A 24,898-nucleotide genomic window follows, 5' to 3' on the forward strand; every position below is an offset into this window, starting at 1 on the left:
TTCTCAGGGCAACAGTTTATGTTAGACTAGCCCCTTGTCTTTTTTTCTGAGAGCCCTAAAGTGGCTAAATCTGATCCTGCATTCCTGCCCCCCGCTTTTCTCGACGCTACCCGCGCCATCATGCCAGACCATTTATCGATGGATGACTTTATTACCATTTGCCAACGGCCTTTACGCCGTAGCCTGCGTGTTAATACGCTAAAAATCAGCGTCACTGACTTTCTGTCGTTGGTAAAAGACTACAACTGGCAACTAGAACCTATCCCCTGGTGCTCTGAAGGTTTCTGGATAGAACGCGAAGATGAAGAGTTACGTCTGGGGAATGCTGCTGAGCATTTAAGTGGCTTGTTTTACATTCAAGAAGCTAGCTCTATGTTACCAGTGACTGCATTGTTTGCCGACCGTCCAGGGCTGCGCAAAGTACTTGATGTCGCCGCGGCACCAGGTTCCAAAACTACCCAGATCGCTGCATTGATGGATAATCAAGGGGGCATTGTTGCTAACGAATATTCCGCTAGCAGAGTCAAGGTTCTGCATGCCAACATTAGCCGTTGTGGTGTCAAGAATGTCGCGTTAACACATTTTGATGGCCGGGTATTTGGTGCCGCATTACCCGAAAGCTTCGATGCCATTCTGTTGGATGCTCCTTGTTCTGGTGAAGGCGTCGTGCGTAAGGATCCGGAAGCCATGGGTAACTGGTCCCCCGAAAGCGTCACACGTATTGCGCAGACCCAGCGGGAACTCATCGACAGTGCGTTTCATGCTTTGGCCCCCGGCGGCGTGATGGTCTACTCCACCTGCACACTGAATGCCCAAGAGAATCAGGACGTGGTGGGCTATTTATTGGCCACGTATGGCGATGCCGTCAGCATTGAGCCGCTGAGAGAACTCTTCCCTGATGCACACAAGGCATCAACTACCGAAGGCTTCCTGCACGTATTCCCACAGATTTACGACAGTGAAGGTTTTTTTGTCGCCCGCCTGCGTAAAAACCATAGCGTCATACCGTTGGCCAAGCCTGGCTACACCCTAGGAAAGTTTCCTTTTGCACCGCTTTCCGCCAAAGATTCAGCGCAGGTAACGCAGGCAGCGAAAGCGTCTGGATTAGTGTGGAATGAAACAGGTAAATTGTGGGCACGCGATAAGGAAATCTGGCTGTTTCCTGCCGAACTGGAGCCACTTATCGGTAAAGTACGTTTCTCGCGTATTGGCATTAAATTAGCTGAATGTTTCCCAAAAGGATTTCGCTGGCAACATGAAGCGGTGATCGCCTTAGGCGCAAGTGACCAAAAATATACTTTTGAACTCGACGCCACGCTGGCGCATGAGTGGTTTCATGGCCGCGATTTGTACCCATCTGAACTACCACAAAGGGACGAGTTTATCGTCACCTATCAACAACAGCCTTTAGGACTGGCCAAGCGTATTGGCAGCCGGATAAAAAACAGTCTGCCACGAGAGTTGGTTCGTAACGGCACCCTGGATTTTCATCAATCAACCCACAGCGATTAGCTGATAGAGATACCACGCCCGGCAAAAAAGCGCCCGAAGTCATTCAATTTCATCGTAACATGCTGCCGAGTTTCGGCACTGTCACCCGATGGATTATGAAAAGTTACCGTATCTTTACCCGCCGCAATCAGCAAAACCAGATGCCCGCCGCGCGTTGGCGGCGTCGTCTGAGGTTGCCGGATAGAGGGGTGTACTGAGGCAATAAAATAACGATACAGGGCCAACAACTGCGGAAGTTCATCAGCACTTAGGCCAATATGAACCCGTGCCTTCAGTGAGAATTGCTCGCCAACAAATGTAACAAATGGCGCATAAATCAACCCTTTGATTCGTGTTCCCTCTCGCACATAAGCGCCATAAGGTATACTGCGGCGCGCTAGTTCAAGGAGAGACGGCGCGTTACCATCACGATGCGTGAGAACCATTTTGAGGCAGGCCATACCACAAACATGATTCGCCCATTCACAATACTCGGTCAGATCGGCGGCACCACTATCCGCCCAATTAGCATCATCGGCCAAAACTGTACGCCCTGTAATCAGGTCAGCAGCCAACTCGGGGGTGGCCCACTGGCAAAAATAGGGAACTGTCGACTGTGCCATTATTGACTCAAAACTTTTCGATAACTTTAAAGTACATCAATACCAATGTCATATCCGGTGAAAACAGGCCGTACTCTTCAAAAAAACGCTTATGCTCCTTGCGCCAATAGGCAAGTGTGCGGTCCCCTTCTCCTTCAGCTAATGCATGCGATTCATCTACCTGTTCATAAGTGCTGATATCAACCTTTGTGAGTTCTATGGCACATACCGGTTCATTTTGACCATCCACTACCACAAAGATGTCACCAGGCTGAGGAATTCCATCACCGTCAAGGTTGGAGCAAGTAGCAGTCTTTACCCCGTCAACAACCCGTTTTGCCAGTTCATCCGCCTGCTGTTCAGTATCCCCAAACGCCCAACGTTCTACATTTTCATATTTTTCAGCAAATGCCATGACTTTACCTTAATTAAATTGACCTTAAATCTACGGTGATAGGGATATGTCCCTTAACTGCCAAAAACCTGTCATCGAAGCGAAGGGCATACTGGCGTAGTGTTAAGCCAACACTGTGAACGGTTTTTGGGCTCCCCTTCGGGCTAGAGCCATTTGAACGCATTGCTAAGTTGTTCGCCGCTCATTTGGGCCACACCAAACTTCGCAACTCACGCCTTGCCTTACAATAAAAAAACAAGAAAATAGCGCTCATGTGCTGTTAAAGAACGTAGCCTAGTATAACGCATCCTCCTTTGTCCGCATCTACGGCGTTATCGCTTACAGCCTCGATCACAGGCTTTTTGTGGTATTCATGGTAAATTTCTGTGTGTAATGCTTTGCTGTATGCATACTCTCAGTCAAAATGTGCTCAAGGTTGCCAATTAAAACGGCCATTGTGAATAACGTATGGAGAAGTTCTGATAACGCATTCAGTGAGTTATCGAAAATTGTTGTTTTTACTGCCAGCGTGTTCGTCAGTTTAGGCACTTGATAGCTCTGCACCTAAAAACGGAATGGGGGAAACTAAATTGCCAAGCAAACGTATGCGAACCAAGCATTGGAAAATGTTCGTGATCTTGTTACTGATCTGCGGAGCCCTGCTATTACTGCGATGGGCAGCTATCATCTTCGGTTAGTCCATGCCTTTTTCTGAAAAGCCATCCGCTTGTTTGAGCGTTGTTTTATACAACCCGCTCATTCTTTAATGGTATAACCGTTGCCCTCCCAAATACAGGCAGTTGCTACGTTACTGCACGCCGTAGCACGCTTGCCAGGTAAACCGCTTTGAAATCCGCTACCGGCTATACTCTCTTTTACACACACCGCTCATAGGTAGATTTCTCTGCTGTCCGAATACTGACGGTTGTTTTTTTATGCTTCCGGTTCTACACATTACGTGAGGTGGCGAACGATTAAGTCAACTGCTACATTTGAGCAAAAATCAGCCATGGGGGATATGCGATGAAGTTCTCAGAGCAGGAGATAAAACCAATATGGGATGAAGTTGCCAGGCTGATTGGCGACAGCGTGATGCAACTGCGCCATCGTGGCGAAGTTTTGTCGGTGGACACCCTAGCCGACCATTTGACAAAACAGTTAACAACAAATCACGATGTCGAACAGCGGATCCTGATTAGTACAGCGATCAACATGCTGAAAGGGGGATACTAAATCGTCCCCCCAAACGTCCTACTCTGCTCTATGCCGCCTTTACCGGTACGATATCAGCCCATAGGGCAATTGCATTGTTCCCTTTTACGACCAATCTTAGCGGCCCACTTCCTGGCTGCCACCAGCATCCCTGACGCGCAACCAAAAGACTCCCGTTTGGTAACTGCCATTCCCCTTGTAGGACATAAAACACACCGGCATGCAACAATGACAAACCAAAGGTTTCCACCACACGCTGCACATGTGCAGAATAGTACCCACGGCGCGTCATAATATTGAAATCCTGACTGCTGCCGCCAAGTAACGCCGCCTTTACCGGTACATCTCCAGGAAATGCAAACGGTTTTCCAATCTCCTGTAGACAGTGATCTATCTGCCCCTCACTGAACAAATGCACACCGTCACCTTCCAACAGGGTGATCGATCGGTCGATACCGTTAAATACAGAGAACGGGCCATTCTGAGCAATAGTTGCAATGCTGGCACGCCAACTGAATTCTTCGTCCCCCAAAGGCTGGCTGATAATTTCGCGTGTTTCACCACCGCCATTACGCCATGGGCTGACCGGCAGAGTGGCGAAGTCAAAACGGATGAGATTCATCATGCCTCCTGTTGAAAGGTTTTTAGTACTTGCAAAAACTCGATTCGGCTCTTTTCTTGCAACGCATGACGCCTTTGTTCGATAACCTGTCGCCCTGCGACAAACACATCACGGATCTGTTCCTTTCCACCAGCGAACAACCAGCGGTTGAGAATAGAAGCCGCTGGTGCAGAGGCCAGATAAGGATCTTCACCGTCCAGTACCAGCCAATCTGCACGGTATCCCACCGCCAATTTACCGATTGCCACGCCACAGGCTTGTGCCCCTCCCTGAAGTGCCTGCTGATAAAGGACATCGCCCACCGCTGGTTGTTGCGCGGTGGTCAGTCGGTTACGTCGCTGGTCGCGAAGCCTTTGCGCATACTCAAACCAGCGTAATTCTTCCACAACGTTCAACGACACATGGCTATCTGAACCGATCCCCCAACGCCCCTGGTGGTGTAAATAGCTGTCACCTGGGAAAATGCCATCCCCCAGATTAGCCTCTGTTGTCGGACACAGGCCAGCAATCGCTTTACTGCTTGCCAACTGCTGCAACTCTTCACGATCCAGATGAGTGGCATGCACCAGACACCAGCGGCTGTCCACAGGCAAATGCTCATACAACCAGGCAACGGGACGCTGACCACTCCAGGCAAGGCAGTCATTCACTTCTTTTTGCTGTTCTGCAATATGAATATGCACCGGCAGTGTTTGGTTAGAGGCCGCCAAAACCTGCTGCATCTGGCTCAGTTCCACCGCCCGTAGGGAATGGAAGCAAAGCCCCTGATTCTGCAAAGGCAACTCGGACAACTGACGGGCAATCACCTGTTGTTGTTCAAGGTAACTTTCTACATTTTGGATAAAACGCTTTTGCCCCGGCTGTGCAGGTTGCGCCCCAAAACCGGCATAGCTATAGAGCACGGGTAGTAATGTCATACCAATTCCAGCTTCCTGTGCAGCCAGGCTGAGACGCCCTGTCATTTCGCCACGATCGGCATAGGGTTGTCCGTTTGGAGCATGATGCAAATAGTGGAACTCGGCAACCTGGGTATAGCCTCCCTTAAGCATTTCGATATACAGTTGGCGTGCAACAATCCCAACCTGTTCTGGAGTTAAGCGCTGAACCAAACGATACATCAAGTCACGCCATGTCCAGAAACTGTCCTGCGGATCACCCGCCACTTCTGCCAGTCCGGCCATTGCTCGCTGAAAAGCATGGGAGTGCAGGTTTGGCATACCGGGCACCACATCGCCATGCAGGTGGATACAACCCGCAGATTGGGCATTTGGCATCACTTGGCTTAGTTGACCGAAAGCATCCACATCAAGGCGTACATTCTGCGCCCAGCCGGATGGAAGCAGTGCACGAGAGGCAAAATAAGCAGGCATAGCGGTATTCCAAAGTAGGTTTAACAGCTAAGAACGCGCAAAAAGCGCGCAAGTTAATAAAATGTGGGCCAGTATTATTTCACTGTAAACTGACACTTACTTGTATATACATATACGTACTCAAACATCAACAGTAAACTAATGTTATTATTTTTTTATTTGACGAGGTTAACGTCGTGGTAGGTCAAAAAACCGTATTGCAGTTGGCAGCAGCAATGAGCGATACTCCAGCCCCGATCTATCAGCGGGTCAAGCAAGCGATAATCAGCCAAATCCGTGCCGGTCACTGGCAACCGCATCAACGCGTTCCCTCTGAAAGTGAACTGGTGACAGAACTCGGCGTCAGCCGCATGACCATCAACCGTGCATTGCGTGAACTCACTAGTGAGGGTTTCCTGATCCGTATGCAGGGGGTCGGAACGTTTGTTGCCGAAGCCAAGGCACATACTGCCTTGCTAGAAGTCCATAACATTGCCGATGAGATTGCTGCACGCGGACACCGTCACAGCAGCAAAATTCTGCAATTGAAAGCGCGAGCTGCCAACGATGAAGAAGCCGCTGCATTGGATATTCAGCCGGGACAACAACTTTTCTACTCGCAGATTGTTCATTACGAAAATGATGTACCCGTGCAAATAGAAGATCGTTGCGTCAACCCCTCTGCCGCCCCTGATTACATGAAGCAGGATTTTGATCAGGTCACGCCCTATATTTATCTGACACAGGCAGCCCCTCTGACAGCGGGTGAACATATTGTGGAGGCGGTTGTTCCAACTCTTCAGGAACGTGAATTGCTGCAATTAGATGAGCAAGAACCGGGTTTGGTGATCCATCGAAGAACCTGGTCAGGAAAAACGGTTGTCACCGCTGCACGCTTACTCTATCCAGGCAGTCGTTATCAGCTGTTCGGTCGTTTTACTCATCAGCGCTGAGCACTCTACTGACGTACCCCATTCTTTCCCGTTAGGGAGAGAATGGCCTTACTTGAACAACTTTGTCCCCTATCACGCTTTCTCTCGATTCGTCACATAGTGATAACAAATTTTTAGCCTCTTACTTGTAGCATTACGTTGAATGCGCTAGCTTGGTCTTGATTGTATATACAACCATGTGGGAGCTGAACAACATGACGTCTGAGATCCACTGCGATAGCCTGTGGCACGGCGCCGATATTGTGACCATGCGTAACGGCAAATATCACATCATCAAAGATGGCGCTATCGCTGTAAGCCATGGGAAAATTGTCTGGATAGGTGAACAATTTTCAATGCCCGCGTTCACAGCGGCAGAAACGGTCAAGTTTGACGCTGGGATCATCACCCCTGGCCTGATTGACTGCCACACCCACCTGGTGTTTGGCGGTGATCGCAGTGGTGAGTTCGAACAGCGACTAAACGGTGTAAGTTATGCAGAGATTGCCGCACAGGGTGGCGGTATTATCTCCACGGTAAGAGCTACGCGCGATACCGAAGAAAAAAAACTGCTGGAACAGGCACTTTTTCGTCTACAACCCCTGTTGGCTGAAGGCATTACCTGTGTAGAAATCAAGTCAGGCTATGGACTAACCCCACAGAGCGAGTTGAAAATGTTGCGTGTAGCACGTCAACTTGGCGAATTATTACCTGTTGAGGTTAAAACGACTTGCCTGGCAGCGCATGCTTTGCCGCCAGAATATGCCGGACGTAGTGACGACTATATCGAACTCGTGTGTAACACCCTCATTCCTGAAGCTGCAGCTGCGGGGTTGGCGGACGCGGTTGATGCTTTTTGCGAACATTTGGCGTTTTCACCGGCACAGGTTGAACGGGTCTTTACCGCGGCACAAAAGGCAGGGCTTCCGGTGAAACTCCATGCAGAACAGCTCTCAGCGTTGGGTGGCAGCTCACTGGCTGCAAGGCATCATGCCCTTTCCGCCGATCATCTGGAATACGCGACTGAACAAGATGCTATCGCCATGGCTGCTGCGGGCACCGTTGCAGTCCTATTGCCTGGTGCTTACTATCTACTGCGTGAAACTCAGTGCCCACCGATCGATTTATTCCGAAAACATGGCGTACCGATGGCAATTGCCAGCGATGCAAACCCAGGCACTTCACCGGCGCTGTCACTACGTTTAATGCTCAATATGGCCTGTACATTGTTCCGCCTGACACCAGAGGAAGCTCTGGCAGGCGTAACGGTGCACGCTGCTAACGCATTGGGGTTGCACGAAAGTCATGGCTCCCTAGAGGTTGGTAAAGTAGCCGACTTTATCCACTGGCCACTGGTTCGTCCAGCAGAACTGGCTTATTGGTTAGGTGGGCAACTGCCCTGCACAGTCATTTTCCGAGGAGAAATTCGTTAATGGCGATCCTTAATCCTTTTGAGTTTCAACGCGGTCACCTACCCCTGCTGATCAGTATTCCTCATGCCGGAACCCAGTTGACCCCTGCGGTAGAGGCTGGCCTGACCGAGGATGCCTGGCTACTCCCGGATACCGATTGGCATATCCCACAGCTCTATGATTTTGCGCGATATTTAGGCGCGAGCATTCTGATCGGTAACTATTCTCGTTTTGTGGTCGACCTTAATCGTCCGGCGGATGATAAACCACTCTACACCACAGCCACCACTGGCCTCTTTCCTGACGTGTTGTTCGATGGTCGGCCCAGTTTTCGCCCTGATGCCGCCCCATCTGCTGAAGAGCGGGCACGATATCTACAAGAGGTCTGGCAACCTTATCATCAGCAGTTGCAAAATGAACTGACGCGTTTGAAAGCCATCCACGGCTATGCATTGCTGTTGGACGCACATTCCATCGCCTCAGTGATACCACGTTTGTTTGATGGCAAGCTGCCAGACCTAAATTTAGGCACCAACGACGGTGAAAGTTGTGCACCTGAGTTGAGCAATGGATTGATGAACTGTTGCGAACGGCAACAGCAATTCACGCATGTGCTCAACGGGCGTTTTAAAGGAGGTTACATCACTCGCGCTTACGGGCAGCCAAAAGAAGATGTACACGCGGTGCAGTTGGAGCTGGCACAAATAAATTATATGTCTGAACAGTATCCCTTTGCATTTGATGCCAAGCGCGCAGCCCCTTTACAACATCTGCTGCAACGGCTGCTTGAAAGCATGCTTGCCTGGGGAGAGCAACGCCGTTAACTCAGACTTTACCTTTCGCTCCGGTACTGCGCTGAATATAAGAAAACCCCGACAAACGGGGTTTTCTTTCTATTTTTACTATTTCCAACAATCAGAAATTATAACCAGCGACCAGATAATATCCCCAACCGGTTGATTTTATTGGCCCTTGTGGTGTACCAATATCAACGCCGTCCTGCCATTGACCACCATTATGGAAGTAACGAGCAACGAATGAGTAATGCCAATGATCGTAATTCAGCGCCAGGATATGACTGGATGCAATAGAATTGCTGGTACGTGCCTGACGGCCATCAACAGAGAAGTCATCTCTGCCCAGATTGGAACCAAAGTCAAAGTTGGTAAAACTAATATAGTTCAGATCCCCCCCCAAAACCTGGGTCAGTGGAACAAAGTATTTGACTTTAAAGCGATAACCATCCCAGCTGTTCTCGTTGGCAGCATCGTAATTCTGCCACTGGTACTTAGCATAAATATTCATCGACAGGCTGAGTGGCAAGCCGGTATCGATATCGGTTCCCAACCCCATATACCAGGTGCTCTGCCGAGAAGCGCTGTTACGCCCCATGTCGTAAATGTAGTTATTGGCAAAGTACCACTCTTTGAATGGCCCAAAACCCAAACTGGTGCCGGTCAGTTTGTCGATGGAGAAACGAGGTTCAATCTCCATAAACAACGGAGAACCCTTATCCCAGATCCCCCGATTGGGCGTATTACCGGTGCCGAAGAATTTCGGCACATCAACATAGCCGTAAAAATCTAACCAATCCTTACGTGTGAAAGCTTCGTATTCGAGATAAACGTCATTATTCAGCTGTGGCCCAAAGCGAGTATGGTAGCTACCTACCACGTTGACACTCTGATGCCACCAATCTGAAACAAACTGGCTATTTTTACTATCGGCTATTGATGACGTGCTGAAGGATGCAGCAAGAAGTAATCCTGCTGCGAGAGTTGATTTTTCCATTTTTGTTACCAAATGCTTATGGGCCATTCCCTGCCAGTAAGAAAGATGATACTGAGTCAAACGACACGGTTGCGGTATACGAACGGAAGGTAAGTTTACCTTCCGAACGACGCACGCATTATAAAAACCTCAGAGCACAAAAACCGTGCTCTAGTTACATTTTTACCGCCAGGTAATCGATTGCCTTCACATTTTAAACATTTAGTTTCAGAAAAAAACATTTTTTGGTGCGATTTCAAGAAAACAAAACCACCCAGCAACCTAGCCGGGAACAGCACAACTGGAAAATTAGCTGAGATTCATCACTTGGCTGCACGCAGCCGTAAAATAGACGCTAAACAGCGCGGATGGCATGCCAACAAATCAGCGAACCTAAAGTCACCATGATCACTCCCTGCCAAAAATTGACAGACAAAGAGGTACTGAGAACCACGGCGGCGAATACCGCTGACAACACCGGAGTAAAGTAAGAGGCTGTAGCCAACAAAGTCATATTACCGTGCAAGATCCCCACATTCCATACGGCATACCCTGCCCCCATCGCTACACCAGCGCACAATAAAGCCAAAGTAACCCACCAGCTAAAATGCATACTCTCATGGCTGAAGGGATAGATCAGCCACAAGGCCAATGCTGTAAAAGCGATAAATAGCACCACTCCATTTTTGCCTTGGGCTAATTTTTTAGTCACATTGCAATAGACAGCCCATATCACAGCACCGCTGAAGGAGAGTACATAACTCAACGGATTGCTGTGTACATTGGCTAACATTTGCGCAGGGGACCATCCACCATCACCACTCATAATCCAGCCAATGCCAACCAGCGAAAGCAGCAAACCAGGGGTCATCCACCATCTAGCCTTTTGACCGTTGAACAAAATCGCCATTAGTATGGTAAAGCAAGGCCATAAATAGTTAATCATCCCTATTTCAATCGCTTGCATACGATTGTTGGCATATCCTAGTGACAATGACAGGCAAATCTCATAAAGCACAAACAGTAGACTACCTGTGAACAGATAACCACGGGGAAACTCAGCCAGCTTTGGGATCCCCATCACAGCAAACAGAAACAGCGTTCCTACACTGTAGATCATCGCTGCCCCCCCAACCGGTCCAAGACCTTCGCTAACGCTGCGGATCAGACCGACAACACTGCTCCATAACACAATCGCCAGCAGGCCAAGCAAAGTGGCTTTATGGGAAACAGACAAATGGAGCATCAGAGTAAATCCTAATCATTTATTTTTTATTAGATTTTAACTCTACTGACCTGCCAGGGAAAAAGATAGGCTCTGTGGCAATGTCCTGTCTTATAACTCGCTGCGCGTAATAGTGTTACAGGTGGGAGTGATGGCCGTTGAACCCATGGATGCGCAAATAGGGGGCACGGCGTGTAGGCGCTCGCGCTCGTCGTCATTCCCACCTGCCAGAAGCGTGATACATAGCGGTATTAAGAACACCGATTTAGGCTGTGAACCTTAGCTGTTTATATCCTTTACTCTGCTTCTTTGTTATCTATGCCTGTTCGCCCCAGTCACATAGTAGGTCTGCTCCTGGGGATGTGTTCACTGACCGCCTTGATACATCTTGAATAATTTTAGGTACATACCCAAAATAATTCGAGTTGCAGGAGGGCGACAACGCAACGAATCCCTAGGAGCTTACTCAAGTAAGTGACTGGGGTGAGTGAGGAAAGCCAACGCACATGCAACTTGAAGTACGACGAGTATAGGTCATTTGCCTGAGGACAAATTACTGTTGTGGTTGACGTTCAAGCTGCGGTGGCGGCTGACGGAATCGGCGAGTCAGGTAAGCCAGATAGGCAAATCCCAGGGCCGCCCAAATCAGCCCCATCGTTAACGAGCTTTTCTCCAGATTCAACCACAATACCCCCACGGTGAAGGCTCCCACCAAAGGCAAGAACAGAAAATGGAAACGGTCTTTCCACGTCTTGTTACGTCCTTCACGTATAAAGAAATGGCTGATGACCGAAATATTAACGAAGGTAAAGGCGACCAGAGCACCGAAGTTAATCAGCGCGGTCGCCGTCACTAAGTCGAAAGATAATGCAGATAAAGCCACCAGCCCAACAAGTAATACATTTAATACTGGTGTGCGCCATTTAGGGTGGATATAACCAAAAATTTTTTCAGGAAAAACGTTATCGCGTCCCATCACGTACAGCAAGCGGGAAACGCTGGCGTGAGAAGCTAAGCCAGAAGCCAAGGTATTGATGAACGTGGTGCAAAGGAAGATCGCTTGGAACAATTTCCCCCCCACGTACAAGGCGATTTCAGGCAATGCTGCATCAGGCTCTTTGAATCGTTCTATGCTTGGGAAAAACAGCTGAATAAAGAATGAGACGCTGATGAAAATTATGCCACCGTACAATGCGGTGAGGAAGATTGCCTTGGGGATCACTCTGGCTGCATCTGGCGTTTCTTCGCTGAGCGTGGTGACGGCGTCAAACCCAAGAAATGAAAAGCACAGGATGGTGGCTCCGGTAATGATGGGGAGCAATTGCGCATTTTCACTGACAAAAGGCTTGAGGCTCCACACTGTCCCCACCCCTTCACCATCACGTAGCCCGTGGATCACGAGAAAGATGAATACGACGATAATCGCCACTTGTGCTAGGACAAACAAAGTATTGAAGTTGGCTACCAGATTGACACTTTTCAGATTGATCGATGTCATGATCACGACAAAGCCAACAACCCAAACCCATGGAGGAACTTCTGGGAATAATGCCGTCAGATAAATCTTCGCCAGCAGCGTATTAATCATCGGTAAAAACAGATAATCCAATAACGAAGACCAGCCCACTAGAAACCCGACATGTGGGTTAATCGCTTTTTGTGCATAGGTATAGGCAGACCCCGACGTTGGGAATTGACGCACCAGCTTACCGTAACTGATCGCGGTAAACAGCACACCAGCCAGCGCAAAAAGATAAGAGGCCGGAACATGACCATCCGTTACACCCGAAACGATACCAAAAGTATCAAATACGGTCATCGGCGTCAGATAAGCTAAGCCCATCATCACCACTTGCCACAGTTTTAGTGTTTTACGCAGTTGCGGTTTGCCCGCGCCATTACAGTCGATGGCACTTATCGCCATGGGGTATTCCTCAACGGCGCCCTGTACGCCGAATTGGGAGAAAGTCTGTACCGCATGCGCACGGCTTCGCCGAGCCACAGGTAGCCCGCGGGAATACGCCAGCGCGCGGCAGAGTCAGGCTAAACGCGTCAGGCGTTTTTTAGCATCCATTCAATCTCAGTTTCGGTGATCAGCCGTTCAAACTGTATTAGCTCATCCGTTTTGCAGGCCAAATAGACACGGCTGAATCGTTCACCCAACAACGCATTCAGCACAGGCTGGTGTTCAAATTCATAGAGTGCATCACTCTGACGGATCGGGAAAGGTAACCCTTCCTGCTCCAGCCCATTACCCGTTACAGGTTCAAGTAAAGGTAAAGACGTTTCGAGGCCATACACGATACCCGCCAGGATCGCTGCCATGACCAGATAGGGATTAGCATCAGCTCCCGCAACACGATACTCAACACGATGGTTATCGCGATCGCCACAGGGGATACGCAATGCTACGGTACGGTTATTATGCCCCCAAGAAGCCTGGGTAGGAACATACATACCGGGTTGAAAACGGCGGTAAGCATTAACGTTAGGTGCTAACAAAGCCATAGAAGAAGGCATCAGTGTGATCATGCCGGCCAAAGCCTGTTTCAGCAGTGCTGAATCTTCGCCATCATCATCAGCAAAGACATTATTGCCTTTGTTATCCAACATACTGACATGCACATGCATACCACTTCCCGCATGTTCCTCATAAGGTTTGGCCATAAATGTCGCTTGCATATTGTGCTTTTCAGCCACCATGCGTATCAGTCGCTTCAACGACAGAGCATGATCGCAGGCCTGCAACACATCGCTAGTGTGATATAAATTAACCTCAAATTGCCCTGGCGAAGCCTCTGCCAGCGCACCATCAGCGGGGATCCCTTGCAGGCGTGCAAGTTCATCGATCTCTGTCAATACGTCAGCAAAGTGGTTTAGGTTATCCACAGAATAGACTTGGCTCTGGGTATTACGCTCCTGTGTACCTGGCGCACAGGGTGGCTGTAAGTCACCTTCTGAATCGCGCTTACGATCAATGAGATAGAACTCCAACTCTACCGCTACCACGGGGAAAAGCCCCCGCTGACGCAAACGCTGCCAGACTCGGTTCAGCACATTGCGCGGCTCAACGTCAAAGGGAGTACCATCTTCATCGACCATAGTGAGCAACACTTGGCCGATGTATTCAGGATCGGCCGCAGATGGCATTAAGGTACCCGCCACGGGTACACAGATATGATCTGGTTCGCCAAGTTCTTGCCCTAAACCCGCCTCTTCGACCACGTTACCCAGGATATCCATCGCAAACACCGAGGCAGGAAAATAGCAGCCTTTTTCAAGCTTGCTCAAGCCAGACACAGGAATACGTTTGCCGCGGAAAGTACCATTAAGATCGGTCAACAGTACATCGATATGCTGGGTTAATGGATAACGTTCCAGATAGTTTTTCACTTCTCGCTGGAACAGGCTACTTCGCCTTTCTTCATTGTGCTGAACAAAGTTTTCCACTTCTACGATGTTGGTTTGCATGGTTCACCTACCGTTATGAGTTGTCTGTGGTTCTCACACTTATTGTTTGCGATGTTTTCTGATAATCTTGCTCAATATAATGTCCACTAATGAAACATAGATGCAACAAATTTGTTTTGCAAATGTTACTTTTGGTTTGAATATTGTCCACTCGACTGCTAAATTTAATTGATATTGAAACAGAAAAGGCGACATGACGATTTGACGGTCATAATTTCGAACATACCAAGGGGATAGCATGGCCAATATATTTAACAGACCAATTATCGGTGTGGTGATGTGTAGGTACAGGTTAAATCAGCACTTAACTCAAACCCTGCAGGAAAAGTACCTAAACGCAGTATTAACCGCCGGAGGATTACCCATAGCATTACCGCACGCACTGGCGGAGCCTGAACTTCTGGAAGAACTACTGCAACACCTTGACGGCATCATGCTGCCGGGAAGCCCAAGTAATGTACAGCCGCACCTTTATGGTGAAAACGGCGATGAGCCTGACGCCGATCCTGGGCGAGACGAATTGAGCCTGGCGATAATCACCCAGGCACTCAACAGGCGCATTCCCCTTTTCGCCATTTGTCGCGGTATGCAGGAGATGGTCGTTGCCACCCAAGGCTCGCTTTACCGCCGTTTATGTGAACTGCCTGCATTACTTGAACACCGAGAGGACCAGGACCTGCCGCTGGAACAGCAATACGCTCCAGCACATGAAGTTACCGTGCACGAAGGAGGATTGCTTTCGCAACTACTGCCGGATTGCAACAAATTCTGGGTGAACTCATTGCATGGGCAAGGCGCAAAAGCTCTCGGCCCAAGCGTACGCATTGAGGCACAGGCCGCAGACGGCCTAGTGGAAGCCATCAGTATCCGCGACCAGCCCTTCGCACTCGGCGTACAGTGGCACCCGGAGTGGAACAGCGAAGAATATGCTTTATCCCGCCTGCTGTTCGAAGGGTTTATCACCGCTTGCAAGAACTATCAGAAGGAAAAACGCCTATGAGCGACGTCAGCTTGGCACCGGGGAAACGCTTGTCAAAGATCCGTCAGCAATTAGGGTTATCACAGCGCCGAGCCGCCGAACTGTCTGGATTAACACACAGCGCTATTAGCACCATTGAACAGGACAAAGTCAGTCCAGCCATCAGTACGCTGCAAAAATTACTGACGGTTTATGGGCTTTCATTATCGGCTTTTTTTGCCGAACCGGATAAACCGGACGAGCCTCAGATCATCATCAATCATGAAGACCTGATCGAAATTAGTAGCCAGGGAGTTTCGATGAAGCTGATCCACAATGGTGATCCTAATCGAACTCTGGCAATGATGATCGAAACCTATGAGCCAGGAACAACGACTGGCGAAAGGCTCAAACATCAGGGGGAAGAGATCGGTACTTTACTGGAGGGTGAAGTCATGCTGCAGATCAATGGGCAAACCTATCATCTGCATGCAGGGCAAAGTTATGCCATCAATACCGGTATTCCTCATAGTTTCAGCAACACTTCGGCACGAATCTGCCGGATTATCAGCGCGCATACGCCGACGACATTCTGATTAACGGAGCAAGGTATGGACTTCCACCACTTGCAGTATTGGCAACAGCGGGCGCAAGCCCTAAAGATTGAGAATCGGCTGTTCATCGATGGTCACTATCTCCAAGCCGCTGAAGGTAAAACTTTCGCAGTGTATGACCCTGCAGCACAGCGCAAACTCGTTGAAATGGCCTGTGGCAGCCACGTTGATGTCGATTTAGCGGTCAAAGCAGCACGCGAGGTGTTCGAACGCGGAGACTGGTCACAGGCGGCCCCAACCCAACGCAAATCAATCCTACTCAAATTAGCCATGCTGATGGAAGAACATCAGGAACAGCTGGCATTGTTGGAAACACTGGATACCGGTAAACCCATCCGCCATAGTCTTCGTGACGACATTCCTGGCGCGATCCGTAGTATTCGCTGGTACGCAGAGGCCATCGATAAAGTTTATGGCGAGATTGCACCCACTGCTCATGATGCGCTAGCCCTGATCCACAGAGAACCAATTGGCGTAGTCGGTGCCATTATTCCGTGGAATTTCCCACTGCTGCTCGCCTGTTGGAAATTGGGACCCGCACTGGCCGCCGGTAACAGCGTGGTATTAAAACCGTCAGAAAAATCACCACTGACGGCAGTTTACTTGGGCGCATTGGCACAACAGGCAGGTTTACCGGACGGCGTCCTGAACATTATTCCCGGCTATGGTTTTGATGCAGGCAAAGCATTGGCGCTGCACAACGATGTCGATGCTCTCACCTTCACCGGCTCAACGTTGGTAGCCAAACAATTGATGAAGTATGCCGGCGAATCCAACATGAAGCGTGTCTGGCTGGAAGCCGGTGGCAAGAGCGCCAATATCATTTTTGCCGACTGCGAAGATCTGGATAAGGCGGCGCAAAACGCAGCCGCAGGCATCTTCTACAATCAGGGACAGGTTTGCATCGCAGGAACCCGCTTGCTGGTAGAAGAGAGTATCCAACAGCCGTTTTTGCAGGCATTACGTAAACATGCAGCAACCTTTGCACCCGGCAATCCTCTTGATCCGCAAACGGTAATGGGCACGCTTATCGATGATCAACACTGTGAAAAGGTCGCTGGCTATATCGAGCAAGGTTTGTCACAAGGAGCCTCGCTATTCCTTGATGGACGCCAACATCCTCAAGGGCAACACCCCAGCTATCTCGGCCCCACGATCCTCACCCAAGTGAACAATGCCATGAGCGTTGCGCGCGACGAAATATTCGGCCCTGTGCTCGCGGTAACAACGTTCAACGGCGAGCAAGAGGCGCTAAAACTGGCTAATGACAGTGAGTATGGGCTTGGTGCTGCCGTCTGGACAAGCAACCTGTCACGGGCTCATCGCGTGGCGCGCCAGTTAAAAGCGGGGACCGTGTTCGTCAACAATTATAATGATGGTGATATGACAGTGCCTTTTGGTGGTTACAAGCAGAGCGGCAACGGGCGCGATAAATCCTTACATGCGCTCGATAAATTCACCGAACTGAAAACCACCTGGATTTCACTGGAATAAGGACTGAATCATGACTGAGCACGTGAAAAGTTATTATGCGGCAACGGCTAATGCCCATCAGCCTTATCCGCAGTTGAACGAATCGATCGAGTGTGACGTTTGCATCATTGGTGGCGGTTACACCGGATTGTCTTCGGCACTGTTTCTGGTAGAAGCAGGCTATGACGTAGTGCTGTTGGAGTCAGCACGTATCGGTTTTGGCGCCAGCGGTCGTAACGGGGGACAATTGGTCAACTCCTACAGCCGCGATATCGATGTTATCGAAGCTCGTTATGGGGCAGATAGCGCCAAAATGCTTGGCAGCATGATGTTTGAAGGAGCAGATATCATCCGCAGCCGCATCGAGCGATATGCTATCCAATGTGATTATCGTCCGGGCGGTATTTTTGCTGCTCTCAATAACAAACAATATCATGCCCTGATCGAGCAGAAACAGAACTGGGAACGTTACGGCAATACTCAACTTGAACTGCTAGACGGCGACCGTCTCCGTCAGGAAGTCGCCAGCGAACGTTATGTCGGTGCCTTGCTCGATCACCGTGGGGGCCATATGCATCCCCTCAACCTGGCACTTGGCGAAGCTGAGGCTATACGCTTACAAGGTGGGCGTATATTCGAGCAGTCTGCGGTCATTGATATCCGTTATGGTGAACCTGCTCTGGTCAGCACTGCCAACGGGCAGGTAAAGGCACGTTACGTTATCGTCGCGGGAAATGCTTACTTGGGCGATAAACTGGAACCAAGATTAGCAAAACGCAGCATGCCATGTGGCACCCAAGTCGTCACGACTGAGCCACTGACCCCAGAAGTGGCCGCATCACTGATCCCAAAAAACTATTGCGTCGAAGACTGTAACTACCTTTTGGATTATTACCGTCTTACAGCTGACAATCGTCTGCTTTACGGTGGCGGTGTGGTTTACGGTGCCCGCGATCCAGACGATATCGATAACCTGATCCGCCCTAAACTGCTGAAAACCTTTCCACAGTTAAAAGGCATTCGCATCGACTACCGCTGGACAGGTAATTTCCTACTGACGCTATCGCGTATGCCACAATTTGGTAGGTTGGAAAACAATGTCTACTATATGCAAGGCTATAGTGGCCACGGCGTCACCTGTACTCATCTTGCAGGGAAGTTAATCACAGAGCTGATGCGTGGTGACGCAGAACGCTTTGATGCTTTTGCCAAACTGCCACACCTGCCGTTCTTTGGCGGACGTAATCTGCAAATCCCGTTCACGGCGATTGGCGCCGCCTACTATACGTTACGGGATCGGATCGGCATTTAGGCCACCAAAAGCGTAACACAGGTTGCGCCCCTGATTGCACGTAAGCCACAAGCTCACGGCCAATCAAAGTTCAGCCTAGGCGATCGCGATAGCCTATTATACCCATCGCAAGTGCGCCGAGCGGCTCGGCGCAACATCGATTAGATCACCATCTCCGGCGAGTGAAGGCTGCAATTTACAAAGCGGCGGCTATATCATGAGCTATGTGCGGCTTAAGAGGATATACTGAACTCCCATACATCTATCCGGTGAAAGATATGTCTATCTTTGATGCCTTTAAGATGTTTAGTGACACATCAGTCAACGTCACTTGCCCAGAATGCGCTAAAAGTTCGCCGCAGGAACGACGAAAAGTAAAACGAAATATCACATTGATTTGTCCGCACTGTGGGCACTACTTCCGCCAAACGGAAGATTAAAGGTGTATTCCACAGTATGGACAGGAAATGTTTAATTCACTCACGGTGCTGTCACTACCTCAAAGCCTAGTATGACCGCGCTTTTGGATAGGCGATAACTCGGTCAATTTTGAGCACAACTTAGTTTTTTGCCGCTGCGATATATCTGGCCATCTCTTCTGCGGGCACCATTCCACCACCGGTGGCCCAAACCAGATGTGTCGCGTTAGCTATCTGTTCTTCGCCAATATGATGGTTGTCCAGGTAGTGCTGGTGCATACATACTCGTGCTGGCCCTGCCATTCCCGCCAGCGCGGAGGGTTCCAGTTGAATGTTTTCTTCACTGGCTAGCATACCGAGTAACTCATACATCTCCCGATCGTCCAGCGTATAGAATCCGTCCAAAAGGCGCTCCATTGCTCGGCCAACAAACCCAGAGGCTCTGCCAACCGCCAAGCCATCTGCTGCCGTGACGTTATCAATGCCAAGATCCTGTACCGCAATGTTATCGTGCAATCCAGTATGAACACCTAACAGCATGCAAGGGGAATGCGTCGGTTCAGCAAAAATGCAATGAACGTCATCACCAAACGCCAGTTTTAAACCAAAAGCCACACCCCCCGGCCCACCACCCACGCCACAAGGCAGATAGACGAACAATGGATGATTCTTATCAACCGTAATGTTCATCTGTTCAAACTGTTTTTTCAGACGACCACCTGCCACTGCATAGCCAAGAAAAAGCGTCTTTGAGTTCTCATCATCAATGAAGAAACAGCGTGGATCGGAACTCGCCTGCTTACGGCCTTGAGCGACAGCAACACCGTAATCCTGCACATACTCCACCACGTTGACACCATGTTCACGCAGTTTACGTTTTTTCCATTCACGCGCATCGGCCGACATATGCACATTCACGCTAAAACCCAGTTTGGTACTGATAATGCCAATCGACATCCCCAGATTTCCTGTTGAACCCACAGCAATACTGTATTGGCTGAAGAACTGACGGAATTTATCGCTAAACATGATGCTGTAATCATCCTCAACATCGAGTATTCCCGCTTCGATGGCCAGTTTTTCTGCATAAGTCAGCACTGCGTAAATTCCACCACGTGCTTTGATTGAACCGGAAATCGGCAGATGGCTATCTTTTTTCAACCAGACTCTGCCCGCAATAGCTTGCTCGTAACGCTGTTCAAGCGCTTTTTGCATCGCAGGGATTTCGACAACTTCAGACTCGATGATACCGTTCGATTTTTGCATTTCTGGAAAGGCCAGGCACAGATAAGGCGCAAAACGTCTCAGACGCGCTTCTGCCTCAGCCACCTCTTTTGACGTTAGTCCCACATAAGGTAGCCCTTCTTCTAGCGTTACCGTAATGGGGTTAAACCATGTCACTTCTTCCAAGTCGATCAGTCGTTGCACTAAGGGATAATTCGCCACCAATCTTTCAATTTCTAGCGTGTTCATAAATATTCTCTTTTCGACCAAATAACACAGGAAAGCATGGGGGGTTATACCCAGCCCTATAAGCTAAATAGGCTATATGGACACCGCCCCGATGCAAGTAGGGGCAACTTTTTTCCTGACAATGTAGTCAAGAACATATATTCGGCTTAGTGAGCCCTGATGAACATCCGTACTCTCTAGCCTCATGAGTTGCATGGCTTATGATGCCGGGGATAATGAGACCCGCGAGTTTGATATACGGATGGGGAATATATTCCTCAAGTCAAAGATGTCATTGACTATGCGGACAAATAAATAGATGGGTTCGACATGATGCTATTACCAAAAAATGCAGATAATGCCCCTTCAACTACCAAGCATTCGTCCTTAAATTTGTCTATAGGAATGGGCAATGGAATATAGCCGCCAGTAACTCCAAATTAAATTCCCGCCATGCCTCTATAGCCATGGCGGGGTTGGAACATAGTACATCTGATGCACGATTAGGCTACCAGACTGTGTCCCACAGCCTAATTGACCGCCTGCTGGCGTGTCCATTCCAGCATTTGTGCTGCAAGCCGATCGCTCGCCAAACCAAATGATTTGACAACCTGATCCATTCCTCTGCCCTCTATGGGTTGGCGTATCTCAAAGCTGCGGCTTACCATCACCTTGCGATCGGACATACGTACCAGACGTGCATCAAAGCGGATCACAACTTCCCCTTTCTCTCCATGGTATACACCTTGGAATGAGGCCAAATCGCCGTTGATTTCAATATCCGCCAGCAGATTATCTTCATCACTACCCACTGAACGGAAACTGCCGTTGGCACGAAACTCCTGAATCAGGCGATTTCGCAACAATATCGGTGCCGGATCGCTCCAACGAGAGCCACTAAAAGAAGTGATCTCTGCCCCCTGAGGCTGAACGGCAATACGCGTGCCATTCAGAAATTGGCTGGTATTAGGCTGGACAATACGCAGCGATTTACCCGTTGCTTGTCCACCGGCAGAAGCTGCCGGTTGTGCTGGCAGCAAATACACCTGCGATATCGGGCTTTCAGGTAAAATGGTGCAAGCCGCCAGTGGCAGAAACAATATCAAAGCCAACATGGGTAAAATATGGCGGCGTAAAGAGCCATGAATTGCGTTGGGATTAATCATTATGGTGTAAACTCCTTGGTGCGTTCACGGCCCCTTAGCAAGGCTGAGGGGTTTTCTTCTAGGCGACTCACGGAATTGCGTAACGCCAGTAACGTTCTACGTAGTTCATCCACTGCCGGGCCAAGATCGTTCAAACCCTGCATGCCACTGTTGAGTGACTGTTGATTTTCGCTAATCAACTTATTGAGTAATGCTGACGTTTTCTCAAGCGATGCCATTGTATTCGCTGCATTACTAACCAACTGTTTCCCCTGCCCGTTCAGTAATCCATTAGCCGTACGCACTAGCTGATTGGTTTGCGCCAACGTTTCATTACTCTGTTTAGTCACCAATGCCAGTTGCTGAATGATGGTGCGAATATCTTCACGTTGCCCGGCTACTGTGTCGGTTATTTTAGTTAAATTATCCAAGGTATTGGTTAAGCGTTTCTGATTATCTGGTGTCAGTACCTGATTGAGGCGGATCAGTACTTCATTGATATTCATGACCAGATCTTCACCATTGCTTACTAATTGGCTCAGTGGCGATGGCGTCGCTACGATAACAGGTATCTCATCATTCCTATCCATCAACAATGGGCTGGACTCACTGCCACCGCTAAGTTGGATATTGGAAGAACCGGTGACCCCAGCAACCGCTAGCCGAGCTTGGGTGTCCTGACGAATCGGCACTGAGGCAGTAACACGTATACGCGCCCAGACTTTACTCGGCGTATTTTCGTCCAGCCGCAATTGGACCACTTCCCCGACACGGATGCCACTGTAATTCACCGAACTGCCTTGCGAAAGACCACTGACCGCTTCCTCAAACATAATGTCGTACAGTTTAAACTGGCGATCGCTACCAGATTTAGTCAGCCACAAACTGAATAACAGCACGGCAGCGAAGATAATGAGAGTAAAAAAACCAATCAGTACATGGTGAGCACGGGTTTCCATTGTTTATTGCCTCTCTCGACTGTTCGTTACGGCCTGTTGCGCCGCTCGCCCACGTGGGCCATGGAAATACTCTTGGATCCAGGCATCGTCGGTAGCTGCCACGGCATCCAGCGTATCAACCACCAGCACTTTTTTCTGCGAGAGCACTGCTACCCGATCACAGATGGTATAAAGCGTGTCCAGATCGTGGGTGACCAGAAAAACTGTCAGCCCCAGAGCATCTCGCAGTGTCAGGATAAGGTTGTCAAATGCGGCGGCACCAATAGGGTCCAAGCCCGCGGTCGGTTCATCCAGAAACACAATTTCAGGTTCCAGTGCTAACGCCCTTGCCAGAGCCGCACGCTTTACCATGCCCCCGGAAAGTGAAGCGGGATACTTATTACCGGCATTGGCGGGTAAGCCTGCCAATGCAAGTTTGACCTGTGCCAGCTCTTCTGCATCTCGGCGCGGCAAACCGTTATACTCTATTAACGGCAACGCCACGTTTTCAGTCACGGTCAACGAACTGAACAATGCACCACGCTGAAACAGTACGCCAAACCGCCTTTCCAAGGCGGAGCGGCGTGTTCCTGAAAGCGCCATCAGGTCCTCGCCAAAAACGTGTATCTGGCCCGCCGTTGGGCGACGCAAACCTACAATGCTGCGTAACAGGACCGACTTTCCGGTGCCTGAACCACCAACGATGCCCAAGATCTCTCCACGGCGCACATCTAAATCAAGATTTTCATGCACACACTGCTTGCCAAAACAGTTACGCAATTTACGAATGCTGATAATGGCTTTTGGGGTTGCCTGGCTCACCATCCCATCTCCATAAAGAACAGTGCGGCAACGGCATCCAGCAGGATCACCACAAAGATTGAATGCACTACGCTCGCGGTAGTATGCGTGCCTACCGACTCAGCGCTCCCGGTGACTTTGAACCCTTCCAGGCAACCGACAATGGCAATCAGAAAGGCGAATATAGGCGCTTTGCTCATCCCAACCAAAAAGTGCTGGAGACCACCGCTACTCTGCATAATGTTCAGGAACATGGTTGGCGAGATATCCAGTGTCAAAGCACAAACCACGACACCGCCAAAAATTCCACTGAGCATGCCGATGAAGGTTAATATGGGTAACGCAAGCAACAACGCCAAAACCCGTGGCAGCACCAGCAACTCGACAGAGTTAAGCCCTAAAGCCTGGATAGCGTCGATTTCTTCATTAGCCTTCATCAGACCAATTTCCGCAGTGAATGCACTGGCAGTTCGACCTGCCATTAATATCGCGGTAAGCAGCACCGCAAATTCCCGCAGAAAGGAAAACACGACCAACTGCACGGTAAAAATACCGGCTCCGAAGGCAGCCAAAACCGTTGAGCCAAGAAAGGCGATAACGGCACCAACCAGAAAGGTCAGCAACATAATAATGGGAACCGCATTCAGGCCTATTTGCTGGATATTAGCGACTAACGACGTCATGCGCCAACGTGAAGGGCGTAATAAATTACTAATCAGGGTTTGTAGAGTCAGACCAACAAAGCCTAATAAAGAAAGAAGATCTTGCCAGAAATCGACCATCGCTTTACCAATGGTAGACAGCATCTCAACAATCAGCCCTGGGGGTTTTTCTGGTGGTGGAGGTTCAAAACCTTTTAAGGCATGGGCTACCGTTTCCAGTAGAATACGACGTTCTATTGGAAGTGACGGTGCCGTGTTTTCAAGATCGAATAGACGCTGTTCACCCAGCAGATTGGCCAGTAACTTCGCCCCTGCGGTATCAAGAATACCCAGTTGTTTCAGATCGAAAACGGCATTTGCAGGCACGCGGGGTTGCAATTTTTTAACCTTCGATTCCAACTGACGATAATGAGCCAGAACCCAATCCCCAGATACCGATACACAGGGTGGATTAACGGTCTCGTCAAAATTGAGCAATGCACCGATCTGTTGTTCTGTCATAAAGACCCTTTAGCGGGATATTTGTATTGTCATACCCAGCAACCTGAAAAAAGAACACTGACGTCATCAGCAAAAAAACACTATTTCTTGCTCATAAAGCTTATTAATATCAGCTTGATTGCAGGTTTATTACACAAATAATCATGGTCAATCCCCTAAATTCG

Annotated in this window: 24 protein-coding genes; 11 read left to right on the plus strand and 13 right to left on the minus strand. The window is 49.3% G+C overall.

All coding sequences use genetic code 11. The features are described 5' to 3' along the window. Positions 1 to 60 precede the first annotated feature (60 nt). Complete coding sequence (gene rsmF / locus OK023_RS09390) at positions 61 to 1,512, plus strand: 16S rRNA (cytosine(1407)-C(5))-methyltransferase RsmF (protein ID WP_317697329.1); 1,452 nt, start codon at positions 61 to 63, stop codon at positions 1,510 to 1,512. Here rsmF and OK023_RS09395 read toward each other — a convergent pair. Further along, complete coding sequence (locus tag OK023_RS09395) at positions 1,509 to 2,114, minus strand: hypothetical protein (RefSeq protein ID WP_317697332.1); 606 nt, start codon at positions 2,112 to 2,114, stop codon at positions 1,509 to 1,511. The two genes, rsmF and OK023_RS09395, sit on opposite strands and share 4 nt — an antisense overlap. Positions 2,115 to 2,121: 7 nt before the next feature. Beyond that, entirely contained in the window at positions 2,122 to 2,508 is a 387-nt protein-coding gene (locus tag OK023_RS09400) for an ASCH domain-containing protein (RefSeq protein ID WP_317697334.1), read from the minus strand. Positions 2,509 to 3,077: 569 nt separating this feature from the next. Here OK023_RS09400 and yniD point away from each other — a divergent pair. Together yniD and OK023_RS09410 are read left to right on the plus strand one after the other, a co-directional pair. Beyond that, on the plus strand, positions 3,078 to 3,185 hold the full coding sequence (gene yniD, locus OK023_RS09405; protein WP_317697337.1) for a small membrane protein YniD: 108 nt from the start codon (positions 3,078 to 3,080) through the stop codon (positions 3,183 to 3,185). A gap of 325 nt (positions 3,186 to 3,510) precedes the next feature. Beyond that, positions 3,511 to 3,720 carry a hypothetical protein gene (locus OK023_RS09410; protein WP_317697340.1) on the plus strand — a complete coding sequence of 70 codons (210 nt, stop codon included), beginning with the start codon at positions 3,511 to 3,513 and terminating at the stop codon, positions 3,718 to 3,720. 28 nt (positions 3,721 to 3,748) lie between these two features. Here OK023_RS09410 and OK023_RS09415 read toward each other — a convergent pair whose 3' ends face one another. Both OK023_RS09415 and OK023_RS09420 read right to left on the minus strand, forming a co-directional pair. Beyond that, positions 3,749 to 4,321 (minus strand): HutD family protein, encoded by a 573-nt coding sequence (locus OK023_RS09415; RefSeq protein ID WP_317697619.1) that lies wholly within the window; start codon positions 4,319 to 4,321, stop codon positions 3,749 to 3,751. Further along, positions 4,321 to 5,691 (minus strand): formimidoylglutamate deiminase, encoded by a 1,371-nt coding sequence (locus OK023_RS09420; protein ID WP_317697343.1) that lies wholly within the window; start codon positions 5,689 to 5,691, stop codon positions 4,321 to 4,323. Before OK023_RS09420 ends, OK023_RS09415 begins: the two co-directional genes overlap by 1 nt. A 215-nt stretch (positions 5,692 to 5,906) precedes the next feature. On the opposite strand from OK023_RS09420, the gene hutC reads away from it, so the two are divergent. From hutC to hutG, 3 genes are all read left to right on the plus strand, one after another. Further along, positions 5,907 to 6,623 carry a histidine utilization repressor gene (hutC, locus tag OK023_RS09425; protein WP_411569418.1) on the plus strand — a complete coding sequence of 239 codons (717 nt, stop codon included), beginning with the start codon at positions 5,907 to 5,909 and terminating at the stop codon, positions 6,621 to 6,623. Between the two features lie 194 nt (positions 6,624 to 6,817). Further along, the gene (hutI, locus tag OK023_RS09430) at positions 6,818 to 8,035 is read left to right on the plus strand and encodes an imidazolonepropionase (RefSeq protein ID WP_317697349.1); all 1,218 of its coding nucleotides are present in this window, start codon (positions 6,818 to 6,820) and stop codon (positions 8,033 to 8,035) included. Beyond that, entirely contained in the window at positions 8,035 to 8,838 is an 804-nt protein-coding gene (gene hutG / locus OK023_RS09435) for an N-formylglutamate deformylase (RefSeq protein WP_317697351.1), read from the plus strand. The genes hutI and hutG overlap by 1 nt, the downstream gene beginning before the upstream one ends. A gap of 91 nt (positions 8,839 to 8,929) precedes the next feature. Here the strand turns inward: hutG and OK023_RS09440 are convergent, their stop codons facing one another. The 4 genes from OK023_RS09440 to OK023_RS09455 all read right to left on the minus strand — a co-directional run bounded on the left by OK023_RS09440 (position 8,930) and on the right by OK023_RS09455 (position 14,480). After that, the gene (locus OK023_RS09440; protein WP_317697353.1) at positions 8,930 to 9,805 is read right to left on the minus strand and encodes a nucleoside-specific channel-forming protein Tsx; all 876 of its coding nucleotides are present in this window, start codon (positions 9,803 to 9,805) and stop codon (positions 8,930 to 8,932) included. A 334-nt stretch (positions 9,806 to 10,139) separates the two neighbouring features. Next, on the minus strand, positions 10,140 to 11,030 hold the full coding sequence (gene yddG / locus OK023_RS09445; protein WP_317697355.1) for an aromatic amino acid DMT transporter YddG: 891 nt from the start codon (positions 11,028 to 11,030) through the stop codon (positions 10,140 to 10,142). Between the two features lie 532 nt (positions 11,031 to 11,562). After that, a complete protein-coding gene (locus OK023_RS09450) occupies positions 11,563 to 12,933 on the minus strand; it encodes an APC family permease (protein ID WP_317697357.1) in 1,371 nt (456 codons plus the stop codon). A gap of 128 nt (positions 12,934 to 13,061) precedes the next feature. Then, the gene (locus OK023_RS09455) at positions 13,062 to 14,480 is read right to left on the minus strand and encodes a glutamine synthetase family protein (RefSeq protein WP_317697361.1); all 1,419 of its coding nucleotides are present in this window, start codon (positions 14,478 to 14,480) and stop codon (positions 13,062 to 13,064) included. Positions 14,481 to 14,718: 238 nt separating this feature from the next. Here OK023_RS09455 and puuD point away from each other — a divergent pair, with 238 nt between their 5' ends. From puuD to OK023_RS09480, 5 genes are all read left to right on the plus strand, one after another. Beyond that, positions 14,719 to 15,480, plus strand: coding sequence for a gamma-glutamyl-gamma-aminobutyrate hydrolase (gene puuD, locus OK023_RS09460; protein WP_317697364.1), 762 nt, complete (start codon positions 14,719 to 14,721; stop codon positions 15,478 to 15,480). Beyond that, on the plus strand, positions 15,477 to 16,034 hold the full coding sequence (puuR, locus tag OK023_RS09465; protein ID WP_317697366.1) for an HTH-type transcriptional regulator PuuR: 558 nt from the start codon (positions 15,477 to 15,479) through the stop codon (positions 16,032 to 16,034). The genes puuD and puuR overlap by 4 nt, the downstream gene beginning before the upstream one ends. A gap of 15 nt (positions 16,035 to 16,049) precedes the next feature. After that, a complete protein-coding gene (gene puuC / locus OK023_RS09470) occupies positions 16,050 to 17,546 on the plus strand; it encodes an aldehyde dehydrogenase PuuC (RefSeq protein ID WP_317697368.1) in 1,497 nt (498 codons plus the stop codon). 10 nt (positions 17,547 to 17,556) lie between these two features. Beyond that, on the plus strand, positions 17,557 to 18,837 hold the full coding sequence (locus OK023_RS09475; RefSeq protein WP_317697370.1) for an FAD-binding oxidoreductase: 1,281 nt from the start codon (positions 17,557 to 17,559) through the stop codon (positions 18,835 to 18,837). A gap of 257 nt (positions 18,838 to 19,094) precedes the next feature. After that, positions 19,095 to 19,256, plus strand: a complete 162-nt coding sequence (locus OK023_RS09480; RefSeq protein ID WP_317697372.1) for a YnfU family zinc-binding protein — start codon at positions 19,095 to 19,097, stop codon at positions 19,254 to 19,256. A 120-nt stretch (positions 19,257 to 19,376) separates the two neighbouring features. On the opposite strand, the gene OK023_RS09485 is transcribed toward OK023_RS09480, so the two are convergent. The 5 genes from OK023_RS09485 to OK023_RS09505 form a co-directional block, all read right to left on the minus strand. Then, positions 19,377 to 20,708, minus strand: a complete 1,332-nt coding sequence (locus tag OK023_RS09485) for a D-serine ammonia-lyase (RefSeq protein WP_317697374.1) — start codon at positions 20,706 to 20,708, stop codon at positions 19,377 to 19,379. Positions 20,709 to 21,217: 509 nt separating this feature from the next. Beyond that, positions 21,218 to 21,853: an ABC-type transport auxiliary lipoprotein family protein gene (locus tag OK023_RS09490; protein ID WP_317697377.1), complete on the minus strand. Its 636-nt coding sequence runs from the start codon at positions 21,851 to 21,853 to the stop codon at positions 21,218 to 21,220. After that, positions 21,853 to 22,791, minus strand: a complete 939-nt coding sequence (locus OK023_RS09495) for an MlaD family protein (RefSeq protein WP_317697380.1) — start codon at positions 22,789 to 22,791, stop codon at positions 21,853 to 21,855. Before OK023_RS09495 ends, OK023_RS09490 begins: the two co-directional genes overlap by 1 nt. A gap of 3 nt (positions 22,792 to 22,794) precedes the next feature. Further along, on the minus strand, positions 22,795 to 23,595 hold the full coding sequence (locus tag OK023_RS09500) for an ABC transporter ATP-binding protein (RefSeq protein WP_317697382.1): 801 nt from the start codon (positions 23,593 to 23,595) through the stop codon (positions 22,795 to 22,797). Beyond that, positions 23,589 to 24,734: an ABC transporter permease gene (locus tag OK023_RS09505; protein WP_317697385.1), complete on the minus strand. Its 1,146-nt coding sequence runs from the start codon at positions 24,732 to 24,734 to the stop codon at positions 23,589 to 23,591. The genes OK023_RS09500 and OK023_RS09505 overlap by 7 nt, the downstream gene beginning before the upstream one ends. Between the last annotated feature and the right edge of the window lie 164 nt (positions 24,735 to 24,898).

This window comes from Serratia sp. UGAL515B_01 (assembly GCF_033095805.1).
Classification (GTDB): domain Bacteria; phylum Pseudomonadota; class Gammaproteobacteria; order Enterobacterales; family Enterobacteriaceae; genus Chania.

What these genes read in the sequence shown, in the direction of transcription:
- OK023_RS09395 (WP_317697332.1), bottom strand. Translation starts at nt 2,114, where the DNA reads ATGGCACAGTCGACAGTTCCCTATTTTTGCCAGTGGGCCACCCCCGAG.
- OK023_RS09400 (WP_317697334.1), bottom strand. Translation starts at nt 2,508, where the DNA reads ATGGCATTTGCTGAAAAATATGAAAATGTAGAACGTTGGGCGTTTGGG.
- OK023_RS09410 (WP_317697340.1), top strand. Translation starts at nt 3,511, where the DNA reads ATGAAGTTCTCAGAGCAGGAGATAAAACCAATATGGGATGAAGTTGCC.
- OK023_RS09415 (WP_317697619.1), bottom strand. Translation starts at nt 4,321, where the DNA reads ATGAATCTCATCCGTTTTGACTTCGCCACTCTGCCGGTCAGCCCATGG.
- OK023_RS09420 (WP_317697343.1), bottom strand. Translation starts at nt 5,691, where the DNA reads ATGCCTGCTTATTTTGCCTCTCGTGCACTGCTTCCATCCGGCTGGGCG.
- hutC (WP_411569418.1), top strand. Translation starts at nt 5,907, where the DNA reads ATGAGCGATACTCCAGCCCCGATCTATCAGCGGGTCAAGCAAGCGATA.
- hutI (WP_317697349.1), top strand. Translation starts at nt 6,818, where the DNA reads ATGACGTCTGAGATCCACTGCGATAGCCTGTGGCACGGCGCCGATATT.
- hutG (WP_317697351.1), top strand. Translation starts at nt 8,035, where the DNA reads ATGGCGATCCTTAATCCTTTTGAGTTTCAACGCGGTCACCTACCCCTG.
- OK023_RS09440 (WP_317697353.1), bottom strand. Translation starts at nt 9,805, where the DNA reads ATGGAAAAATCAACTCTCGCAGCAGGATTACTTCTTGCTGCATCCTTC.
- yddG (WP_317697355.1), bottom strand. Translation starts at nt 11,030, where the DNA reads ATGCTCCATTTGTCTGTTTCCCATAAAGCCACTTTGCTTGGCCTGCTG.
- OK023_RS09450 (WP_317697357.1), bottom strand. Translation starts at nt 12,933, where the DNA reads ATGGCGATAAGTGCCATCGACTGTAATGGCGCGGGCAAACCGCAACTG.
- OK023_RS09455 (WP_317697361.1), bottom strand. Translation starts at nt 14,480, where the DNA reads ATGCAAACCAACATCGTAGAAGTGGAAAACTTTGTTCAGCACAATGAA.
- puuD (WP_317697364.1), top strand. Translation starts at nt 14,719, where the DNA reads ATGGCCAATATATTTAACAGACCAATTATCGGTGTGGTGATGTGTAGG.
- puuR (WP_317697366.1), top strand. Translation starts at nt 15,477, where the DNA reads ATGAGCGACGTCAGCTTGGCACCGGGGAAACGCTTGTCAAAGATCCGT.
- puuC (WP_317697368.1), top strand. Translation starts at nt 16,050, where the DNA reads ATGGACTTCCACCACTTGCAGTATTGGCAACAGCGGGCGCAAGCCCTA.
- OK023_RS09475 (WP_317697370.1), top strand. Translation starts at nt 17,557, where the DNA reads ATGACTGAGCACGTGAAAAGTTATTATGCGGCAACGGCTAATGCCCAT.
- OK023_RS09480 (WP_317697372.1), top strand. Translation starts at nt 19,095, where the DNA reads ATGTCTATCTTTGATGCCTTTAAGATGTTTAGTGACACATCAGTCAAC.
- OK023_RS09485 (WP_317697374.1), bottom strand. Translation starts at nt 20,708, where the DNA reads ATGAACACGCTAGAAATTGAAAGATTGGTGGCGAATTATCCCTTAGTG.
- OK023_RS09490 (WP_317697377.1), bottom strand. Translation starts at nt 21,853, where the DNA reads ATGATTAATCCCAACGCAATTCATGGCTCTTTACGCCGCCATATTTTA.
- OK023_RS09495 (WP_317697380.1), bottom strand. Translation starts at nt 22,791, where the DNA reads ATGGAAACCCGTGCTCACCATGTACTGATTGGTTTTTTTACTCTCATT.
- OK023_RS09500 (WP_317697382.1), bottom strand. Translation starts at nt 23,595, where the DNA reads ATGGTGAGCCAGGCAACCCCAAAAGCCATTATCAGCATTCGTAAATTG.
- OK023_RS09505 (WP_317697385.1), bottom strand. Translation starts at nt 24,734, where the DNA reads ATGACAGAACAACAGATCGGTGCATTGCTCAATTTTGACGAGACCGTT.